The 15,434-nt window shown below is 40.4% G+C and carries 16 protein-coding genes; 9 read left to right on the forward strand and 7 right to left on the reverse strand.

Annotation, left to right across the window (positions count from 1 at the left end):
- Nucleotides 1–77 precede the first annotated feature (77 nt).
- The 3 genes from bfr (GCHA_RS08815) to GCHA_RS08825 form a co-directional block, all read right to left on the reverse strand.
- On the reverse strand, nt 78–545 hold the full coding sequence (gene bfr / locus GCHA_RS08815; RefSeq protein WP_007987247.1) for a bacterioferritin: 468 nt from the start codon (nt 543–545) through the stop codon (nt 78–80).
- A complete protein-coding gene (bfr, locus tag GCHA_RS08820; RefSeq protein ID WP_007987249.1) occupies nt 545–1,024 on the reverse strand; it encodes a bacterioferritin in 480 nt (159 codons plus the stop codon). Before bfr (GCHA_RS08820) ends, bfr (GCHA_RS08815) begins: the two co-directional genes overlap by 1 nt.
- 319 nt (nt 1,025–1,343) lie before the next feature.
- Entirely contained in the window at nt 1,344–2,432 is a 1,089-nt protein-coding gene (locus tag GCHA_RS08825) for a DUF21 domain-containing protein (protein ID WP_007987250.1), read from the reverse strand.
- Nucleotides 2,433–2,722: 290 nt separating this feature from the next.
- Between GCHA_RS08825 and GCHA_RS08830 the strand changes: the two genes are divergently transcribed.
- The 6 genes from GCHA_RS08830 (at nt 2,723) to GCHA_RS08855 (ending at nt 7,346) form a co-directional block, all read left to right on the forward strand.
- Nucleotides 2,723–2,947 (forward strand): hypothetical protein, encoded by a 225-nt coding sequence (locus tag GCHA_RS08830; protein WP_007987252.1) that lies wholly within the window; start codon nt 2,723–2,725, stop codon nt 2,945–2,947.
- 6 nt (nt 2,948–2,953) lie between these two features.
- Nucleotides 2,954–3,784 carry a mechanosensitive ion channel family protein gene (locus GCHA_RS08835; protein WP_007987254.1) on the forward strand — a complete coding sequence of 277 codons (831 nt, stop codon included), beginning with the start codon at nt 2,954–2,956 and terminating at the stop codon, nt 3,782–3,784.
- Between the two features lie 43 nt (nt 3,785–3,827).
- Nucleotides 3,828–4,355: an RNA polymerase sigma factor gene (locus GCHA_RS08840; RefSeq protein ID WP_007987256.1), complete on the forward strand. Its 528-nt coding sequence runs from the start codon at nt 3,828–3,830 to the stop codon at nt 4,353–4,355.
- A 350-nt stretch (nt 4,356–4,705) separates the two neighbouring features.
- Nucleotides 4,706–4,924 carry a lipopolysaccharide assembly protein LapA domain-containing protein gene (locus tag GCHA_RS08845; protein WP_007987258.1) on the forward strand — a complete coding sequence of 73 codons (219 nt, stop codon included), beginning with the start codon at nt 4,706–4,708 and terminating at the stop codon, nt 4,922–4,924.
- A gap of 114 nt (nt 4,925–5,038) precedes the next feature.
- The gene (locus GCHA_RS08850; protein ID WP_007987260.1) at nt 5,039–6,139 is read left to right on the forward strand and encodes an OmpA family protein; all 1,101 of its coding nucleotides are present in this window, start codon (nt 5,039–5,041) and stop codon (nt 6,137–6,139) included.
- A 304-nt stretch (nt 6,140–6,443) separates the two neighbouring features.
- On the forward strand, nt 6,444–7,346 hold the full coding sequence (locus GCHA_RS08855; protein WP_007987262.1) for a phospholipase A: 903 nt from the start codon (nt 6,444–6,446) through the stop codon (nt 7,344–7,346).
- A gap of 41 nt (nt 7,347–7,387) precedes the next feature.
- Here the strand turns inward: GCHA_RS08855 and GCHA_RS08860 are convergent, their stop codons facing one another.
- Together GCHA_RS08860 and GCHA_RS08865 are read right to left on the reverse strand one after the other, a co-directional pair.
- Nucleotides 7,388–9,595, reverse strand: a complete 2,208-nt coding sequence (locus GCHA_RS08860; protein WP_007987264.1) for a response regulator — start codon at nt 9,593–9,595, stop codon at nt 7,388–7,390.
- A 55-nt stretch (nt 9,596–9,650) separates the two neighbouring features.
- Complete coding sequence (locus GCHA_RS08865) at nt 9,651–10,178, reverse strand: hypothetical protein (protein ID WP_007987265.1); 528 nt, start codon at nt 10,176–10,178, stop codon at nt 9,651–9,653.
- A 336-nt stretch (nt 10,179–10,514) separates the two neighbouring features.
- On the opposite strand from GCHA_RS08865, the gene GCHA_RS08870 reads away from it, so the two are divergent.
- Nucleotides 10,515–11,315 carry a helix-turn-helix domain-containing protein gene (locus GCHA_RS08870; protein ID WP_318248956.1) on the forward strand — a complete coding sequence of 267 codons (801 nt, stop codon included), beginning with the start codon at nt 10,515–10,517 and terminating at the stop codon, nt 11,313–11,315.
- A 202-nt stretch (nt 11,316–11,517) separates the two neighbouring features.
- Entirely contained in the window at nt 11,518–11,868 is a 351-nt protein-coding gene (locus GCHA_RS08875; protein ID WP_007987268.1) for a rhodanese-like domain-containing protein, read from the forward strand.
- Here GCHA_RS08875 and GCHA_RS08880 read toward each other — a convergent pair.
- Both GCHA_RS08880 and GCHA_RS08885 read right to left on the reverse strand, forming a co-directional pair.
- On the reverse strand, nt 11,846–12,991 hold the full coding sequence (locus GCHA_RS08880; RefSeq protein WP_193362819.1) for a 6-phosphofructokinase: 1,146 nt from the start codon (nt 12,989–12,991) through the stop codon (nt 11,846–11,848). The two genes, GCHA_RS08875 and GCHA_RS08880, sit on opposite strands and share 23 nt — an antisense overlap.
- Nucleotides 12,969–13,967 carry a 2-hydroxyacid dehydrogenase gene (locus tag GCHA_RS08885; protein ID WP_007987270.1) on the reverse strand — a complete coding sequence of 333 codons (999 nt, stop codon included), beginning with the start codon at nt 13,965–13,967 and terminating at the stop codon, nt 12,969–12,971. Before GCHA_RS08885 ends, GCHA_RS08880 begins: the two co-directional genes overlap by 23 nt.
- Before the next feature lie 321 nt (nt 13,968–14,288).
- On the opposite strand from GCHA_RS08885, the gene GCHA_RS08890 reads away from it, so the two are divergent.
- Nucleotides 14,289–15,209, forward strand: a complete 921-nt coding sequence (locus GCHA_RS08890) for a diguanylate cyclase (protein ID WP_007987271.1) — start codon at nt 14,289–14,291, stop codon at nt 15,207–15,209.
- Nucleotides 15,210–15,434: the final 225 nt, after the last annotated feature.

The raw sequence follows: 15,434 nt of genomic DNA on the forward strand, positions 1-15,434 counted from the left end.
CACCTAAAAATGCGCCAAAAAAAATGCCTAGGCAATAGGGATTGACTAGGCATTTACTATAGATAATTAATTTAAAGTTACATTTGAGACTGCAGGTAGTTAGACAAACCAACACGTTTAATTAATCCAAGCTGCTGTTCTAACCAATGTGCGTGATCCATTTCGGTGTCATCCAGCAATACCATCAACATATCGCGCGTAACATAATCCTGCTCAGTTTCTGCTAAAGCAATCACTTCTTTAAGTTTATCACCTACCGCATATTCCACTCGCAAATCACTTTCAAGCATAGAAGGAACATCAGTACCGATAACCAAACCATCGCGGTCCACCATGTTAGGAGTGCCTTCCAAAAACAAAATACGCTCGATTAATTTGGTTGCATGGCCTTTTTCATCATCAAACTCATGATTAATACGTTCGTAAAGTTTGTTCAACCCCCAATCAAGATACATTTGTGAGTGCACAAAATATTGATCCATTGCGGCTAATTCATAAGCGAGAAGGGCATTCAAACCCGATATTACATTTGTTTTACCTTGCATTAGTCTTCCCCTTCAATAACTTGAGCTTGTAAATAGTTTTGTAAGCCCATGTGTTTAATTTGATACTCTTGTGTTTCTAGCCAATCTAAATGGTCTTCTTCGTATTCTAGAATGTCTTCTAGTAAGTCACGAGAGACATAGTCTTGTTCTTGCTCACATAAACTAATGGCATCTTTGAGCGCTGGAATTTGGTGTTTCTGAAATGTCATATCACACTGCAACATCTCTTCGGTGTCTTCACCAATCAATAATTTACCCAGCATCTGAAGATTAGGTAACCCTTGTAAAAACAGCACGCGCTCAATAATGGCGTCAGCTTGCTTCATATCTTTGATAGACTTCTTATAGCATTTTTTGTCTAGCGCGTTTAGGCCCCAATTTTTGTACATACGAGCATGTAAAAAGTACTGGTTGATTGAGGTTAATTCACCTGTCAAAACCTCATTTAACGCTGAGACAACCTTTTTGCTGCGCAACATAATTCCACCTATTTAATAATCTGATTAGGCCCTAAAAAGCCTTGTCATGAACCGAATGTGAGGAGTATAGAATACAAACCATGATAAATCAAAAAAACCTTTTATTTCATATAGATAGATAATGAAAATGAGAATAGTTGATGATTGTATCTTGATTCTTATACGGGGCCATTTGATACTTTAGTATTAATCAATTTATTACAAGCAAAACCTATAAGCAAAGCTAAAGTCATATTGGCGCTAGCTTTGATAAAAACCAGCGCCATCTATATATCAAAACAGCGCTGTTACTTACTTATTAACGTTTACTTTTTGGTGGTTATTTTATGTCCGTTACTTCGTCGTTTGTGTTTGATGTTAAATTCGTTGAGTTATCGCTTATGGGCGCTTTACGTCCTATGCCTTTTAGAAGACGGCCCAATATATCCGCTCCAGTTATAAGTCGTGGTGATGTACTAGACCATACGACTATCACATCGGCATGAAGCACCTCATCTGAGTTTGCATCTATGTCTTGAGTGATCTTTAAACGTTGCATTGCATCGCCCAATGTACAGTTTTCATCCTCAATAATAAGCGGTCTGTGGCAAAACACATAAGGATCACATGGTGCATTGTCCACTAAGGTAGCGCGAATAAAACCATCAGCGTCTAACATTAAAAGTGGATTCCGCGCTTCGTCCAATAACAAAACCCATTTATGTCCAGACGCGTTAACTTGGTTAACAAAATTAGTAAAGCCTTCACTCCCTAGCTCCGGCAGTAAAGGTAAGTCTAATTTGCACGGCATAACTAACATGCTGTTCGGATCGATTATTTCGCCTTCTTCATTCACCGTAATGTTGTCGACCTGTAAGAAGTTTAACGCGCCAACCCCTTGCACATGTTCTACATCCGCTTCATCCGCCTCGATATGTGCATTGATGATGGCAGTGAGTTCTCTTTCTCGAAAGTAGGTGATGCCTTCTCGCCCTAACCAACCATCTAAAATTAATGACGTTGGTTTTGCCACAACGAACAAGATAACCTGATAAAAACGAATAATAGGAGTAAGTTTAGAGGCTACTTGCAACGCGTTTCGCGAGAAATATGCTTGCGGGAATATTTCTCCTAGAAAGGTAATTACAATAGTAGAAAACATAAACGAATACATACCCGCTAACACAGAATCCGACAGCAGAGTAAGTAAAACGTTTATGGATACATTGCCCCATAATATCGTAGCGAGTAAAAAATTTGAGTCTTCACGCATTGATAAAATAACGGACGCATTGCCGTTACCCTGTTTTGCCTCAACGTCTAATTGCAAACGACTAAGACTAAAAAAAGCCAAGTTCAAACCCGAAAAAATAGCAGATTGTGTTACACAAAATGCGATCCCAAACCAAATTAATATATCTACAGTCATGTTATGTCTCGTGTGCTAGGAGCTAAGCTCCTAATATTATTGTATATTTAAGCTAAGGACTTATTCTTTATTATGTCCAATCTTGCAAATCAAAGACGATAACAAAGCGTATAAAGTCACAGTAGTTCAAGTTTAATTTCAATATATCTGGCGTATTTATATTTTTACCGTCTATATGTGACTTTTTAACGAGCGTCTTCGTCCAATATTTATGACTAACATTAGGTTAGTTTTTTGATGAATGAATAGTGCTACACGACGACGAAATAAGTTTCGGGAGGAGTATGAACATGAGCGATGATGAATATCAGGCACTCGAGCAAAGACTGGCAAAAGATGTATTAGCGAAGCAAACACTGCCAGAGCCTAAAGAGCTTGCAGCTAAGGTCGTCAAGCAAGATAAATCGAAAGAACTTGTTCGACTCGGTGTACATGGGGTGTTTTCGATGCTGTTAACCCTATTTGCTCCGTTGATGATGAGTCACAGCAAAAAAATTATTAAAGAAAAAGGTTAAGGCACAATGAAAGAGAATATTAGTATTTGGTTTGAAGCAGTGTCAGGATCTCTCACCGCACTGTTTGAAGAAGTCGCAGGTTTTTTACCTTCATTGTTCGCCGCGCTTATCATCTTACTGGTAGGGTATTTTGTCTCTCGATTATTACGTTTTGCAGTTTCTTCGATACTTAAAAAAGTAGGCGTTGATAAATTGGCCCAAGCGACAGGTATTGACCAACAACTCTCGAAGTTTGGTAAAAATGTTTGTGTATCGAGTACATTGGCCGTCTTGGTTTTCTGGATTACGTTTTTAGTTTTCATCGTTACTGCGGCCGATTCGTTGGGATTGTCTCAATTAGGTGAAACCATGGATCAGTTCCTGCGTTTTATTCCTAAAATTATCGCCGCAACGCTAATACTTTTGTTTGGTCTTGCTGCTGCCAATTTAATTAAAAATGCAATTTATAATGCCGCAAAAGCGGCTGAATTCGACTTCGCTCGTCCACTGTCTAAAGCCGCGTACGGACTCGTAGCCATATTGACGCTTTCTTTGACGATCAATCAACTCGATATTGATACCGTCTTACTCGATACCATCATCGCTATCGCCCTAGCCACACTCGGTGTTGGCACCGCTATCTCTTTAGGTTTAGGTAGCCGTGAAGCATCGCAGAATATTATCTATTCATTGTACATTTCAGACACCGTAAAAGTAGGAGACAGCGTGACAACTAAGGATGGTATAAAAGGTGATGTCGTAGAAATAACCGCTGTGGTCACCATCATACGCACTTCAGATGAAAGCTTGAAAGTAATTGATAATAAGCGTTTTTTAGATGGGTTGACTATTCATTGAGTCTACAGTTTAGGGAAAGAAAGCGCTTGGTTGTATAACGAACTTGCAAGCATTAACCGATATTCAACTTGTCAAACGTACATTGCAGCGTCGCGGCGATGCCTCGTTGGCGTTTGCTAAGTTATACGGCCGATATCAAGGTAAAATAGCCGCCTACATAGGGGCTAAAGTTTTGTACAACCCGTCACTCGTGGATGACGTACTACAAGACACTTTTATGACTGCTTGGCACAAACTAGAACAGTTAAAAGACCATGATAAGTTCTTTCCTTGGATCGTGACTATTGCGCGAAACACAGCCATGGATGTGTTAAGAGAAAAAAAGCGCGTTGATGACATTAGTTATTTGCTTAACCAAGAAGAGCCTGAGACCGAAGAAGACATTGATCTTGGTGAAACTGAAAAAATGTTAGCAAATTTAGAGCCCCTCGACCGTGAAATCGTCGTCATGAAAGCCGTACTAGAATGTTCATTTGAAGAAATAAGCTCACAACTCGGTTTAGCATTGAGTGCTAGTAAAATGCGTTATTACCGCGCTCTGGATAGATTGAAATCGGAGATAACTCTCTAATTTTTAACGTCGAACACATCCAAATTAATAAGCGAACCCAAAATGCACCCTAGGGTTATTTGGTTGAGGTGCGGTTATGTAGTAATGGTTGTACTGTGGTAATGGTGGTAGTACTCAAATAGTGAGATCTTTCAAATAGACGAGAGCTCAGCGCAGAAGCCCCAGAGGCTATCAGTCAACGTAATCCTCAACAATAAATTTAATTAAAAGAATGGGCATAACACGCTTTTCAGCATAAACGTGTGACTTTTTCCAACCCACCTTCGTCTAACAATCGTTATTAAAGCAAAGATATGTAAAAACCGTTGCTTTACCTTTAGTAGTCAGTTTGATTAACACAGGAGTTTTTAATGAATTTATTTAAAGGCCATTTCAAACGAAACTTTTATATAGCAATGATAGCGCTATTCGTTATTTTTGTTTTGCAGAATATGCAGCTTGATCACGTCACCTTTTTATTTTGGGACTTTGCAATGCCACGTTTGTTATTGATTTTAAGTACGTTATTAATCGGCATCATTATTGGAGCACTTACTCCTTTTAAAAAGTTAGTGTCAAAAAACAAATAAATTAAAAACGCTGTGACTATTTCAAATGTCACCGCGTCTATTACAAAAATTACGCGGCTTATCATGAAAAGCTAGGCGCGAACAAAAATTATAAATTTTAAAAGAGGAATGGTAATGAAGAAACACACACTAGCACTTGGCGTATCGATTGCGCTTTTATCCACCTATTCGCAGGCTCAAACATCATCAGAGAAAGAAATCTGGGGTGGACTATTTGGTGAATACTATTCCGTTTACCCGGAAAAATTCGAACCGAACACCGCATACGATAGTGGAATGGGGTGGGGTGGTGAAATTGGAATGAAGTTAACGCCTGATTGGGGGGTTCGCTTCGAAGTGGCAAAACTTGATTTAGAAGCAGAGCGAGGCAGCGGTAGCATCACTGGCGAGCGTATCGGTGTAGATGCTTTATATTTTATTAATCAAAGTAACTATTACATTTTCGGTGGATTGAAAAATCAACGTTTAGACGAAAGCTATCGTATGGCCGATTTGGGTTTAGGTGCCCATTGGCAATTAAGTGATAAGTGGAAAATCATTACTGAGATAGCGGGCTATTACGACTTTGGTCAAGGTAACCCCGAGTACAGTGCAAAGCTAGGTGTTGCATATAGTTTTGGTAAGACAGGCGGGCAACGTGTTAACAAAGACTCTGACAACGACGGTGTGATTGACCAACGTGACTTGTGTCCTAACACTGCTTTTGGCGCAACAGTTGATGTTGATGGTTGCGCGCTAAAAGCGACAGACAGTGACAAAGATGGCGTCATAGACGCAAAAGATCAATGTGCAAATACGCCCATGAACGACAAGGTAGATGCAAACGGCTGTAGTATATTCACCGAAGAGTCTAAAACGATGTCGTTGAAAATATTGTTCGATAACAACTCAAGTAAGTTGAAGAATATCGATTCAGCAAGTGTACAAGAGTTTGTTGATTTTATGCGTCGCTACGGATCTACCGATGCGGTAATTGAAGGTTATGCTTCAGCGCCTGGTACAGAACAATACAATATGAAATTGTCTGTAGAGCGTGCTGAAGCGGTACGTCAGTACTTAGTAGAGCAATACAACATTGACAGCGCTCGTCTAGAAGCGGTGGGTTACGGTGAAACGAAGTTATTAGATAAAGCAAATACTCGTGAAGCACATCAGAAGAACCGCCGTATAGAAGCGTATGTTACTGCTACAGTGAAAATTGCTGTTTCAAAGTAGCTGTTTCAAAGTAGCTGTTTCAACGTAATAATAACGCCTTTAATCGCATAGACAATTTGCGATAAATCACTAGGCAGTTTTTTAAGCTAAGGCACTCAAAAGAGTGCCTTTTTTATGCCATAATAAACCGATAAAAAAGCCTGATCATACAACGAATAATTATATTGCCCGTTGAAAAGATTTAGTCGATAACCACACACAGGTATTCAATGTGCAAACTCTCATACCCTATTCATTTTCATGCGTCCTTGTTTTAACTTCTGGTGTAAGTAGTGCTCAGCAGCTGGGTACTGGCGAAAAAACCATGGAACAGTGTTTACTAAAGCAAATGGAACTTTCTAGCGACGAGATCACCTTAGGAGAACTGCGCTCAGTATGTGCAAAGGATAACGATAACCGATTGCGTAAACGTAACAGATTGGAACACAGAGCTTCGCTAAACCCATTCGCACTGCTGCCTCACAAACCCAATTATCTTCTTCCTGTTACCTTTGCCAATATAAGTAAACGACCTTACGGCGGCGATCCGAAAGCAGAAAAATACCAAGATACAGAAGCCAAGTTTCAAATTTCACTAAAGTATTTGGCAGTAGAGGACTTAATGTGGGACGGGTTAGACGTGCAGGTAGCGTTTACCGTGGAAAGTTATTGGCAAGCTTATAATGGGGAAATCTCAGCGCCTTTTCGTGAAACAAATTATGAACCTGAGATTATATTTAATTACAGTCAACCTTGGTCGCTGCTTGGGTTACCGGTTGAACAAACCTATCTTTCGCTAAACCATCAATCAAATGGCCAAACTGGAGACTTATCCAGAAGCTGGAATCGTATTATTGGTGGGCTTGTGTTTGCGCAAAGTGCAAACGTGACCTGGGGCGTACGCACCTGGTGGCGTATCCCAGAAGAAGATAAACTCACGCCGGATGATCCAGACGGCGATGACAACCCCTATATTGAACGTTATATGGGGTATGGCGAAATAGCCGGGTTGTGGAATATTTCAGATAATAATACGCTGGAAGTGTTATTTAGAAATAATCTAAGAAGCGATAACAAGGGTGCGGTTCAGGTAGGCTGGACTTTCCCCATTACCCGCCATCTCAGGGGCTACATTGAGTACTTTAATGGCTATGGAGAAAGCTTAATCTACTATAACCAACATACCCAGCGCTTAGGGATTGGGGTTAAGCTCACCAATTGGCTATAACGCGTTTGCTGATAGAATATTTAAGCGTCAGTACCTTTTAATTAAGATGTTTGTACACGTAAAGCGAGCTTAATCACGTTATTAAGTTCGTGAAACATTACAGGCTTCACAAGATGATAGGTCATGCCGGCTTCTCTTGTTTTAAGTTTATCCTCTTCGTAAGCGTTTCCGGTAAGTGCGACAATTTCAGTTTCGACACCTTGGGCCTTGATACTTCGCGTTGTTTCAATTCCGCTCATGTCTGGTAAATTTATATCCATAAGAATTAAGTTGAAGTTCTCTGTGGTCGCTAAGTGTATGGCCGCTGCGCCGGTGTTAGCAACAGCAACAGAATGGCCATGTCGCTCGAGCATGGTTTTCACAACTTCTGCATTGATGGGTTCGTCTTCTACTAATAATACCTTTGCAGGTTCGAATGCTTCGGAATTTAAAATGTTCTTTTTTGATAAAACCCGAATTGAGTCTATAAAACGATTTTTATCCATCGGCTTTGCAAAACCTTGCCACATATCAACGAATTTCAGCTGAGTATGATTAATTGATTCAGGAGATGCCGAAATGAAAATAAAGGGCGGGGCGCTGGTATCAAACATAGCGTGAATCGTTTCTGCTAACTCGTATCCGTTAAAACCCGGCATATGAATGTCAATAATCAACCCTGCGTAATCAAGTATTTCGTCTTTTTTTAATAGAAATTTTGTCGCAGAATCAAATACATCCACGGTAAAACCATCTTCTTGCAATATATGCGAAATGTATAAACGGCTGGTCTCCAGATCATCAATCACGGCAAATTTTGCAGAAGAAACTCGTTCATTGTTTTTACTCGTTGCGCTGTTGCGTTGACTAGCGCCTAAAGGAATCGATAATTTGAATGTGCTCCCTTTGCCCTCGGCGCTGTTTAGGGTAAGGCTACCACCCATACCCTGGGCGAATTCCTTGGCAATCGTGAGCCCTAAGCCCGTGCCATTAATTGAACCATTTGCGCCTTTTGAAACTTGTACAAATTTATTAAATACCCGCTCATGATCTGCAGGCGCAATACCAATTCCGCTGTCGTTTATTAAGATGTCCAACAAATACTGTTTATCCACAATACTGAGTTTTACATTGACCGACACTCCTCCATTATCGGTAAATTTAATAGCGTTATTAACAATGTTTCGCAGCGATTGCGCTAACCGCATTGGGTCACCGGTGACAAACTTAGGAAGTGAGCTTGAAGCATCATATGAAAACGTAAGCCCTTTCTTTTCTGCACTTGCTGTTATGGGGGCAATAACTGTGTCGAGCACTTTTATAAGTTCAAAATCGACCTTTTCGAAGGTAAGGACTTTTGCTTCTATCCTTGAAATATCAAGCAATTCGTCAACTAGCAGCAAGAGTTGATGGCCAGCTTTTTGGGCTTTTAATAAATAGGTATTTTGCTTTTCAGTGTCAGGCTCTTGCTGCGCCAGTTCCAACATGCCAAACATTCCGCTTATAGGGGAGCGAAGCTCGTGACTCATATTAGATAAGAACTGCGATTTAATTTCCCGATCCAAGCCCGCGTCTCTGCTAAGGCGATATGTACGCTTGGTATTGCTAGAAAACTTGTCAATAAGTCTAAACAGCAGGTGCTCAATAGGGTAGATCAGCGCAACGATTGTGATCGCAAAAACGAATAAGCTGATTAACGTAGCTAAAATACTTACATTAATCATATGCTGGTTGACTCGCTCTTCGTTGAGTAAGAACTGTTCTTGTGCTTTGGATAAATATTGAACAAGTAAGCTGTAAGACTCCGGGAATATATCAAGCTCGTCGCGATACTGATTTAACCCAGAAGTAATAACTTGTTGAGTATGCGTAAAAAATGCCTTTGACAGGCTATCAATGTTTTCTGAATCGCCTAAAAACAAATCATGTAACGATTTTGACGTCCCTTGATAAAGCGTTCTTGGGAGTTCAGCGTGACTTAAATACACATGGTTATCATTGAACAGGCCCATTAAAGCAATAGTCTGGCGCTTAATAGCAACCTTCTTTTCTAAATCTGATTCATGTTCGAAGCGGTATAGGTTCAGTGTAATATCCCGAATAATTAGAGATTGGTGGCCTGTTGTTTGTACAAACTGATGAGATGACGATCGTTGCTGAGCGGTAACGTAGGTGTAAATCCATGGCAAAGATAATAAAGTGATGCTGATGGTGGCATACACTAAGTAGCAGCGTCTTATTTTTCGTTTAACGATACGTTTAATATTCACAATTCAGACTCCGTTTTAAAAGTGATTTTCAATTGGATAAACTCGATTAAGATCACTAAAAAATGAGTTGAACGTGGCGAGATTGAATAAGAAGCCCTTTGGTTGCATCAGGCGTTAGAGGCGTATTTAACAAATTAAAATCTACTAATGTTAGGTCAGGTAAATGGTTGACTATAGTTTGTTGGATGAAAGTGATTAGCTGCGCAGATTCCGCAAACACACTTTGGTTATCGTCTGTTTCTTTTGAGTTGTCAAAAAGCAGGTTATCTAAAATCAGGTGTTTATCGACAGGATCAAACGTTAGGTGGCCTGTTAATTTACAGGGTATTTTGACCCAAGCGCCTTGGCTTTGTGCGAACATAGACACTTCAATTTCAATGTTTTGTTCTAGTACATCTAAAACAAGCTTTGGATCTTCGAGCGCCGCTTTAATGCCATTAAAATCTAACGTGAAGGGAAATTGCTGGTTAAGTTGATGACTGATTTGCCTGACGGATACTCGGTGCTTATTCTGTTGCTCAACAGCAAACGCGGAGCAGCTTAAAGACACTAATATCGCAAGACTTGTGAATGTATTTCTCATAACGATGCCTACTACTACTTCCATCGTAAGAGAATAGCCTCTTTTCTTTATTTATCTCTGCTACTTTAGGCGTAATTTCTAGTGAAAAAGCAACTACATAACGAATTAACGTAGCGATGAAGAGGGAGTCGTTTTGCACCAGCTTTATATGCAGGATATGGGCAAAGATAAGCGTATAAATGACCGTTAACGGGTTAACACTGTAAAGTTGTTATTGTTCCTATAGGTATAAACCGAAACAAAATACGCATTACACCGAATATCAGCCACATAGAATATTTAGATATGATAACGGCTAACATTCTTTATTTGCCGTACCGCCCTAAGGAACTTTACATGTCTCAATTATATTTTAAGTCTAGTCCTACATGTGAATATTGTGCTCTATCAAGAAATTGCACAGAAAATATAAACAATACTAGCGCGATGCAAAATGTTCAGGTGTTAACCCATAAAATCTATCATAAAGGCGACACGCTATTTTGTGCTGGTGATGCATTTAATGCTTTGTACATAATGCGTTCAGGTTCGGCAAAAGCGAGCGCGACGACAATTGAGGCCGATGAACAGATAGTGGATTTTTATTTTCCTGGGGATTTACTCGGTACAGACGGTTTTGCTCAAAAACAACACGCTCACAACGTTAGCTTTCTAGAAACCAGCAGCGTGTGTTACATCAGCGTAAACTCTGTGAATGCACTTCTTACTCATTCTGAGTTAGGCCGGCAACAATTATTAAGCAATATGAGCCAGAACACACTGAATCAACAGCAGCAATTGATGAATGTACACAAGATGACGTCAATACAGCGCCTAACCAGTTTTCTACTTGATTTATCACATCGACTCGCACAACGGGGCTTATCATCTCAACAATTTACCCTAAGTATGACACGTATCGATATCGCCAATTATCTAGGTATGGCGATAGAAACCGTCAGCAGATTACTAACGTCGATGCAACAACAAAGGTTGATTCAAGTTCAGCGTCGCCATATAACCCTGGTTAATATCCCAGAGATGAGAAAAATATGCCTCAGTGATCTACTAGGTCAAACTGAGGATGAATCTGATGGAATGCAACATGCAATGCTGCGCTCTACGACGGATTATCCGCTCTCAAGTATTGGGGGGTGAAGGGCGGTTTTATTAAAAGGAGCGTGGGTTTTATGCAGTTCGTGTTACTAGGTTCGCAAGACTGTTTCTCGATTAAAACGCTTCCACTTAGACCAAAAATCGTACAGAAAAGATCAACATGCCCTAGGTGAGTATTAATGATTTCATTACACTTTACTTAAGGTTAGTATTTTCTAACTGATTTAGTTAACACGAGATAGACATGGCCAGTACCCTTAATGAAATCGTTACACATATTAAGCAGCAGATCCCACATATCGATTGTGAAACAGCTGCCCAACGCCGAAAAACTGACCACGGATTACTGATTGATGTAAGAGAGCCGTCAGAGCACAGTGCGCAAAACACGCCTGAAGCGATTAATATTCCTCGCGGAGTGTTAGAGATGAAGATAACTACCTTGGAGTCAGATTTGTCTCGACCAATATACCTTCATTGTGCCAGTGCAGTACGCGCCGCCTTAAGTGCAGAACAGTTAAGGCGTATCGGTTATGAAAATGTATTTGTCGTAACAGGGGAGTTATCCAATATTATTCAGGCTCATTCAATTTAGCTCCACTTCGTAATAATGTTTCTGTTCCAAAACATATGCCCATTGATAAAGCCGTTTGCAACGTTGGGTCATCATTGGGGATATTGCGGGTCTTATGGGCGACACTGTCTAGGGGCACTTCAGACAATTGGTTTCCTCGCTGAATAACGGCAAGGTTAAACTGTTTATTGATAACTAATCCTGCTGCATAGCTGCCTAAGTTGGTCGCGAAAATTCTATCAAATGAGGTAGGAGAGCCTCCTCGCTGTATGTGGCCTAATGTAGTGGAACGGATCTCAGCATCTGTGAGTTGCTCTAACTGTTGCTTTAACTGATCGCCAATACCGCCAAGACGCGTAGGTTCTGGACTATCTTTTATCGTTTCTCGTGTACACACCTCACCGTTTATCGGTTTTGCACCTTCTGCGATCACGACAATCGAAAAATGATGGGTACCCATTCGTTGATTACAGGCATCAGCCACTAAATTAATATCGTAAGGGTGCTCAGGTAATAAAATACTGTCAGCGCCTCCAGCTATACCCGCATGAAGGGCGATCCAACCGGCATTTCTCCCCATGGTTTCGACAATCATGATGCGTTGATGAGATTGCCCTGTGGTGCGCAAACGATCAATGGCGTCAGTAACAATACTAACGGCCGTATCGAAACCAAATGTCCGTTCGGTACACATTAAATCGTTATCTATGGTTTTGGGCACTCCAACTATGTTCATACCCAACTTCGTTAATTCATAACCAATACTTAACGTACCGTCACCACCAATGATAACGAGCGCATCAAGGGCTAGTTCATCGTAGTATTCTTTCACGGCCCGTGAACGATCTTCTCCCATGTAATCAAATGGGTTGGCACGGTTATGGGTGCCTATCATGGTGCCACCTAACGATAAGATACCGCTGCAGTCTTGATAGGTAAGTGTGCGTGAACGTCGCTCAATAAAGCCTAAAAAGCCGTCTTCGATACCGATTATTTCTGTCTGGGCTCTTAACATAAGGGTTTTCGCTACCCCTCTGATGGCAGCGTTCAAGCCAGGACAGTCTCCACCCCCTGTTAATATTGCTACACGTGAGGGCTTATTTGTTGGTTCATGCGATTGATCAGGTGAAGATATCGACGCCATTTTGTATCACTCCATTTTGTTCAAACTCGCTGATATTTTGTAACGTAACATGAGCAATTCGGGTTAAGGCTTCTTGGGTAAAAAATGCCTGATGACTTGTCACCAATACGTTAGGGAAAGTAAGTAACCTTGCAAACACATCGTCTTGTATAACGCTAGAAGAAAAATCGTCAAAGAACAATACCTCTTCCTCTTCATAAACGTCTAAGCCTAACAAACTGATTCTCTGTGCTTTTAAGGCTTTAATCACTGCTTTAGTATCAATTAATTTGCCTCTACTGGTATTAATTAACGTCACCATTGGTTTCATTAAATTAATCGCATCTTCATTGATTAGGTGGTGTGTTTCATCATTAAGGGGGCAGTGCAGTGAAATAATATCGCTTCTCGATAGCAGATCGTTTAGTGATACATAATTAACTCCCGCAGCAATACATTCAGCGTTGGTTTCTACATCATGGGCCAAGACATGACAGCCGAACCCCAGCATAATTTTGCTAAAAATTTGGCCAATTTTTCCTGTTCCAATAACACCAACGGTTTTGCCATGAATATCAAACCCCAGTAAGTTATTTAATGAAAAGTTGCCTTCTCGCACTCGGTTGTGCGCTCTATGTACTTTACGATTTAGGGTCATTAACAGTGCTACTGCATGCTCCGCAACCGCGTAGGGAGAATAAGCAGGTACCCGAGTTACTATTAACCCTAGTTTTTTTGCAGTGGCTAAATCGACGTGATTAAACCCAGCTGAACGAAGCGCAATGAATTTTACCCCTTTGCTTTTTAGCCCTGATAATACGTTTGCATTCAGGCAGTCGTTGATAAATACGCACACCGCGGTTTCATCCGTTATCAAATTGACGGTGTTTTCATTTAAATGAGCCTCAATAAAGCGTATATCGTGCTCGTTACGGCAATTTTCTTGATTAAAATAAATGCGGTCGTAATCTTTAGTATTGAAAAAGGCAATTTTCATTAGCGATGATCCTCTACAAATAAAGTGGTACTAATCTACACCAGTTAAAATGCAGCGGTCTTGATGCCAGACAAATTCTATTTAAAAGCGCGGTGTTTCATCGGATTGTGCTTTAATCAGTAATAGAACGTGAACCAATTAGGATATAACCACGTATAACAGTGTCCAGTTCTGTTTTAAGTTTTGAGCCAGTATTTTGTAATTACCTAAAGTTCGTGCCAAAGTTAATTTTTAAAAGATAAGGAACAGATATTGCTTCCTATTAGACAGGGTATTCGGCATTACGGTAGCCAATCCGTTTATGTATTTAAGAGGTGAATTTTGAACTCAGCTACTGACACATTAGCAAAGGTATCTTTGGAAAATGCGAGAATACTTGTCGTTGATGATCAACCTATTAATATACAAGTAATTAACCAGATATTAGGCGGCAGTTTTCAACTTAGCTTTGCTAAGTCAGGGCAAGAAGCGCTAGATATTTGCTTGTCAGACCCGCCGGATCTCATCCTGATGGACGTCATCATGCCAAATTTAGATGGCCTTACAACCTGCAAAATCATTAAAAACACCCCAAATATTAGTGATATTCCTGTGGTATTCATTACCTCTTTACAAAAAGCAGAGGAAGAAAATGCATGCTGGCAAGCTGGCGGAATTGATTACATGACGAAGCCGGTAAACCCTTTGCCATTAACTAATCGCGTTAAAGCTCATTTAACGCAAAAATTTCAAGCAGACTTATTAAAAAAGTTGGCTTACTTAGATGGCTTAACTGGGGTGTATAATCGGCGCTACCTCGACGATTATCTTGCTAGGCAAACATCACAAGCTAAACGTACAAATCACGCTATCTCTCTTTTGATGATAGATATTGATTATTTCAAACAGTTTAATGATGAATATGGTCATTTAGTGGCTGACGATCAATTAAAACTAACGGCATCCACGTTAAAAGATTCTTTGCATAGACCCACTGATATAACCGCTAGGTATGGTGGTGAAGAATTTATTTGCGTGCTTCCTGATACTGGGGCTGAAGGGGCAAAACAGGTAGCCGAACGTATTCTTAGACATATCAGAGGGTTAGAAATACCCCATAAATTGTCTCCGCACAAGTATTTAACGGTAAGCGTTGGCACGGCGTCAATTGAAGCAAAGCAAAACTATAATACCGATTTAACAGCCCTAGCTGACAAAAATCTGTACAAAGCCAAGAATACAGGTCGAAATAAGGCGATTTGATCTCCTCAATTCTTATACCCTTTTAAAACAAGGCCCCCGTCGCAATATTGTATTGAGGTGCTTTGATGCAAAATAGCTTTATACCATTCCACGTTAATAAGTGATCACTCAGCGAGAGTTTAAAAGGGCTTAAACAAGGCGGATGACTGAATGAATAGTTGTTCTCTTTCGAAGTCATGCAACGCAGTGTAAGCCCTTTTAAAACTCGCCTGCAAGGAATGCCCC

The sequence above is a fragment of the Paraglaciecola chathamensis S18K6 genome (assembly GCA_000314955.1).
Lineage (GTDB): Bacteria > Pseudomonadota > Gammaproteobacteria > Enterobacterales > Alteromonadaceae > Paraglaciecola > Paraglaciecola chathamensis.

Coding starts and splice junctions, on each gene's coding strand:
- bfr (WP_007987247.1), bottom strand. CDS start 545: ATGCAAGGTAAAACAAATGTAATATCGGGTTTGAATGCCCTTCTCGCT.
- bfr (WP_007987249.1), bottom strand. CDS start 1,024: ATGTTGCGCAGCAAAAAGGTTGTCTCAGCGTTAAATGAGGTTTTGACA.
- GCHA_RS08825 (WP_007987250.1), bottom strand. CDS start 2,432: ATGACTGTAGATATATTAATTTGGTTTGGGATCGCATTTTGTGTAACA.
- GCHA_RS08830 (WP_007987252.1), top strand. CDS start 2,723: ATGAGCGATGATGAATATCAGGCACTCGAGCAAAGACTGGCAAAAGAT.
- GCHA_RS08835 (WP_007987254.1), top strand. CDS start 2,954: ATGAAAGAGAATATTAGTATTTGGTTTGAAGCAGTGTCAGGATCTCTC.
- GCHA_RS08845 (WP_007987258.1), top strand. CDS start 4,706: ATGAATTTATTTAAAGGCCATTTCAAACGAAACTTTTATATAGCAATG.
- GCHA_RS08850 (WP_007987260.1), top strand. CDS start 5,039: ATGAAGAAACACACACTAGCACTTGGCGTATCGATTGCGCTTTTATCC.
- GCHA_RS08855 (WP_007987262.1), top strand. CDS start 6,444: ATGGAACAGTGTTTACTAAAGCAAATGGAACTTTCTAGCGACGAGATC.
- GCHA_RS08865 (WP_007987265.1), bottom strand. CDS start 10,178: ATGAGAAATACATTCACAAGTCTTGCGATATTAGTGTCTTTAAGCTGC.
- GCHA_RS08870 (WP_318248956.1), top strand. CDS start 10,515: ATGTCTCAATTATATTTTAAGTCTAGTCCTACATGTGAATATTGTGCT.
- GCHA_RS08875 (WP_007987268.1), top strand. CDS start 11,518: ATGGCCAGTACCCTTAATGAAATCGTTACACATATTAAGCAGCAGATC.
- GCHA_RS08880 (WP_193362819.1), bottom strand. CDS start 12,991: ATGGCGTCGATATCTTCACCTGATCAATCGCATGAACCAACAAATAAG.
- GCHA_RS08885 (WP_007987270.1), bottom strand. CDS start 13,967: ATGAAAATTGCCTTTTTCAATACTAAAGATTACGACCGCATTTATTTT.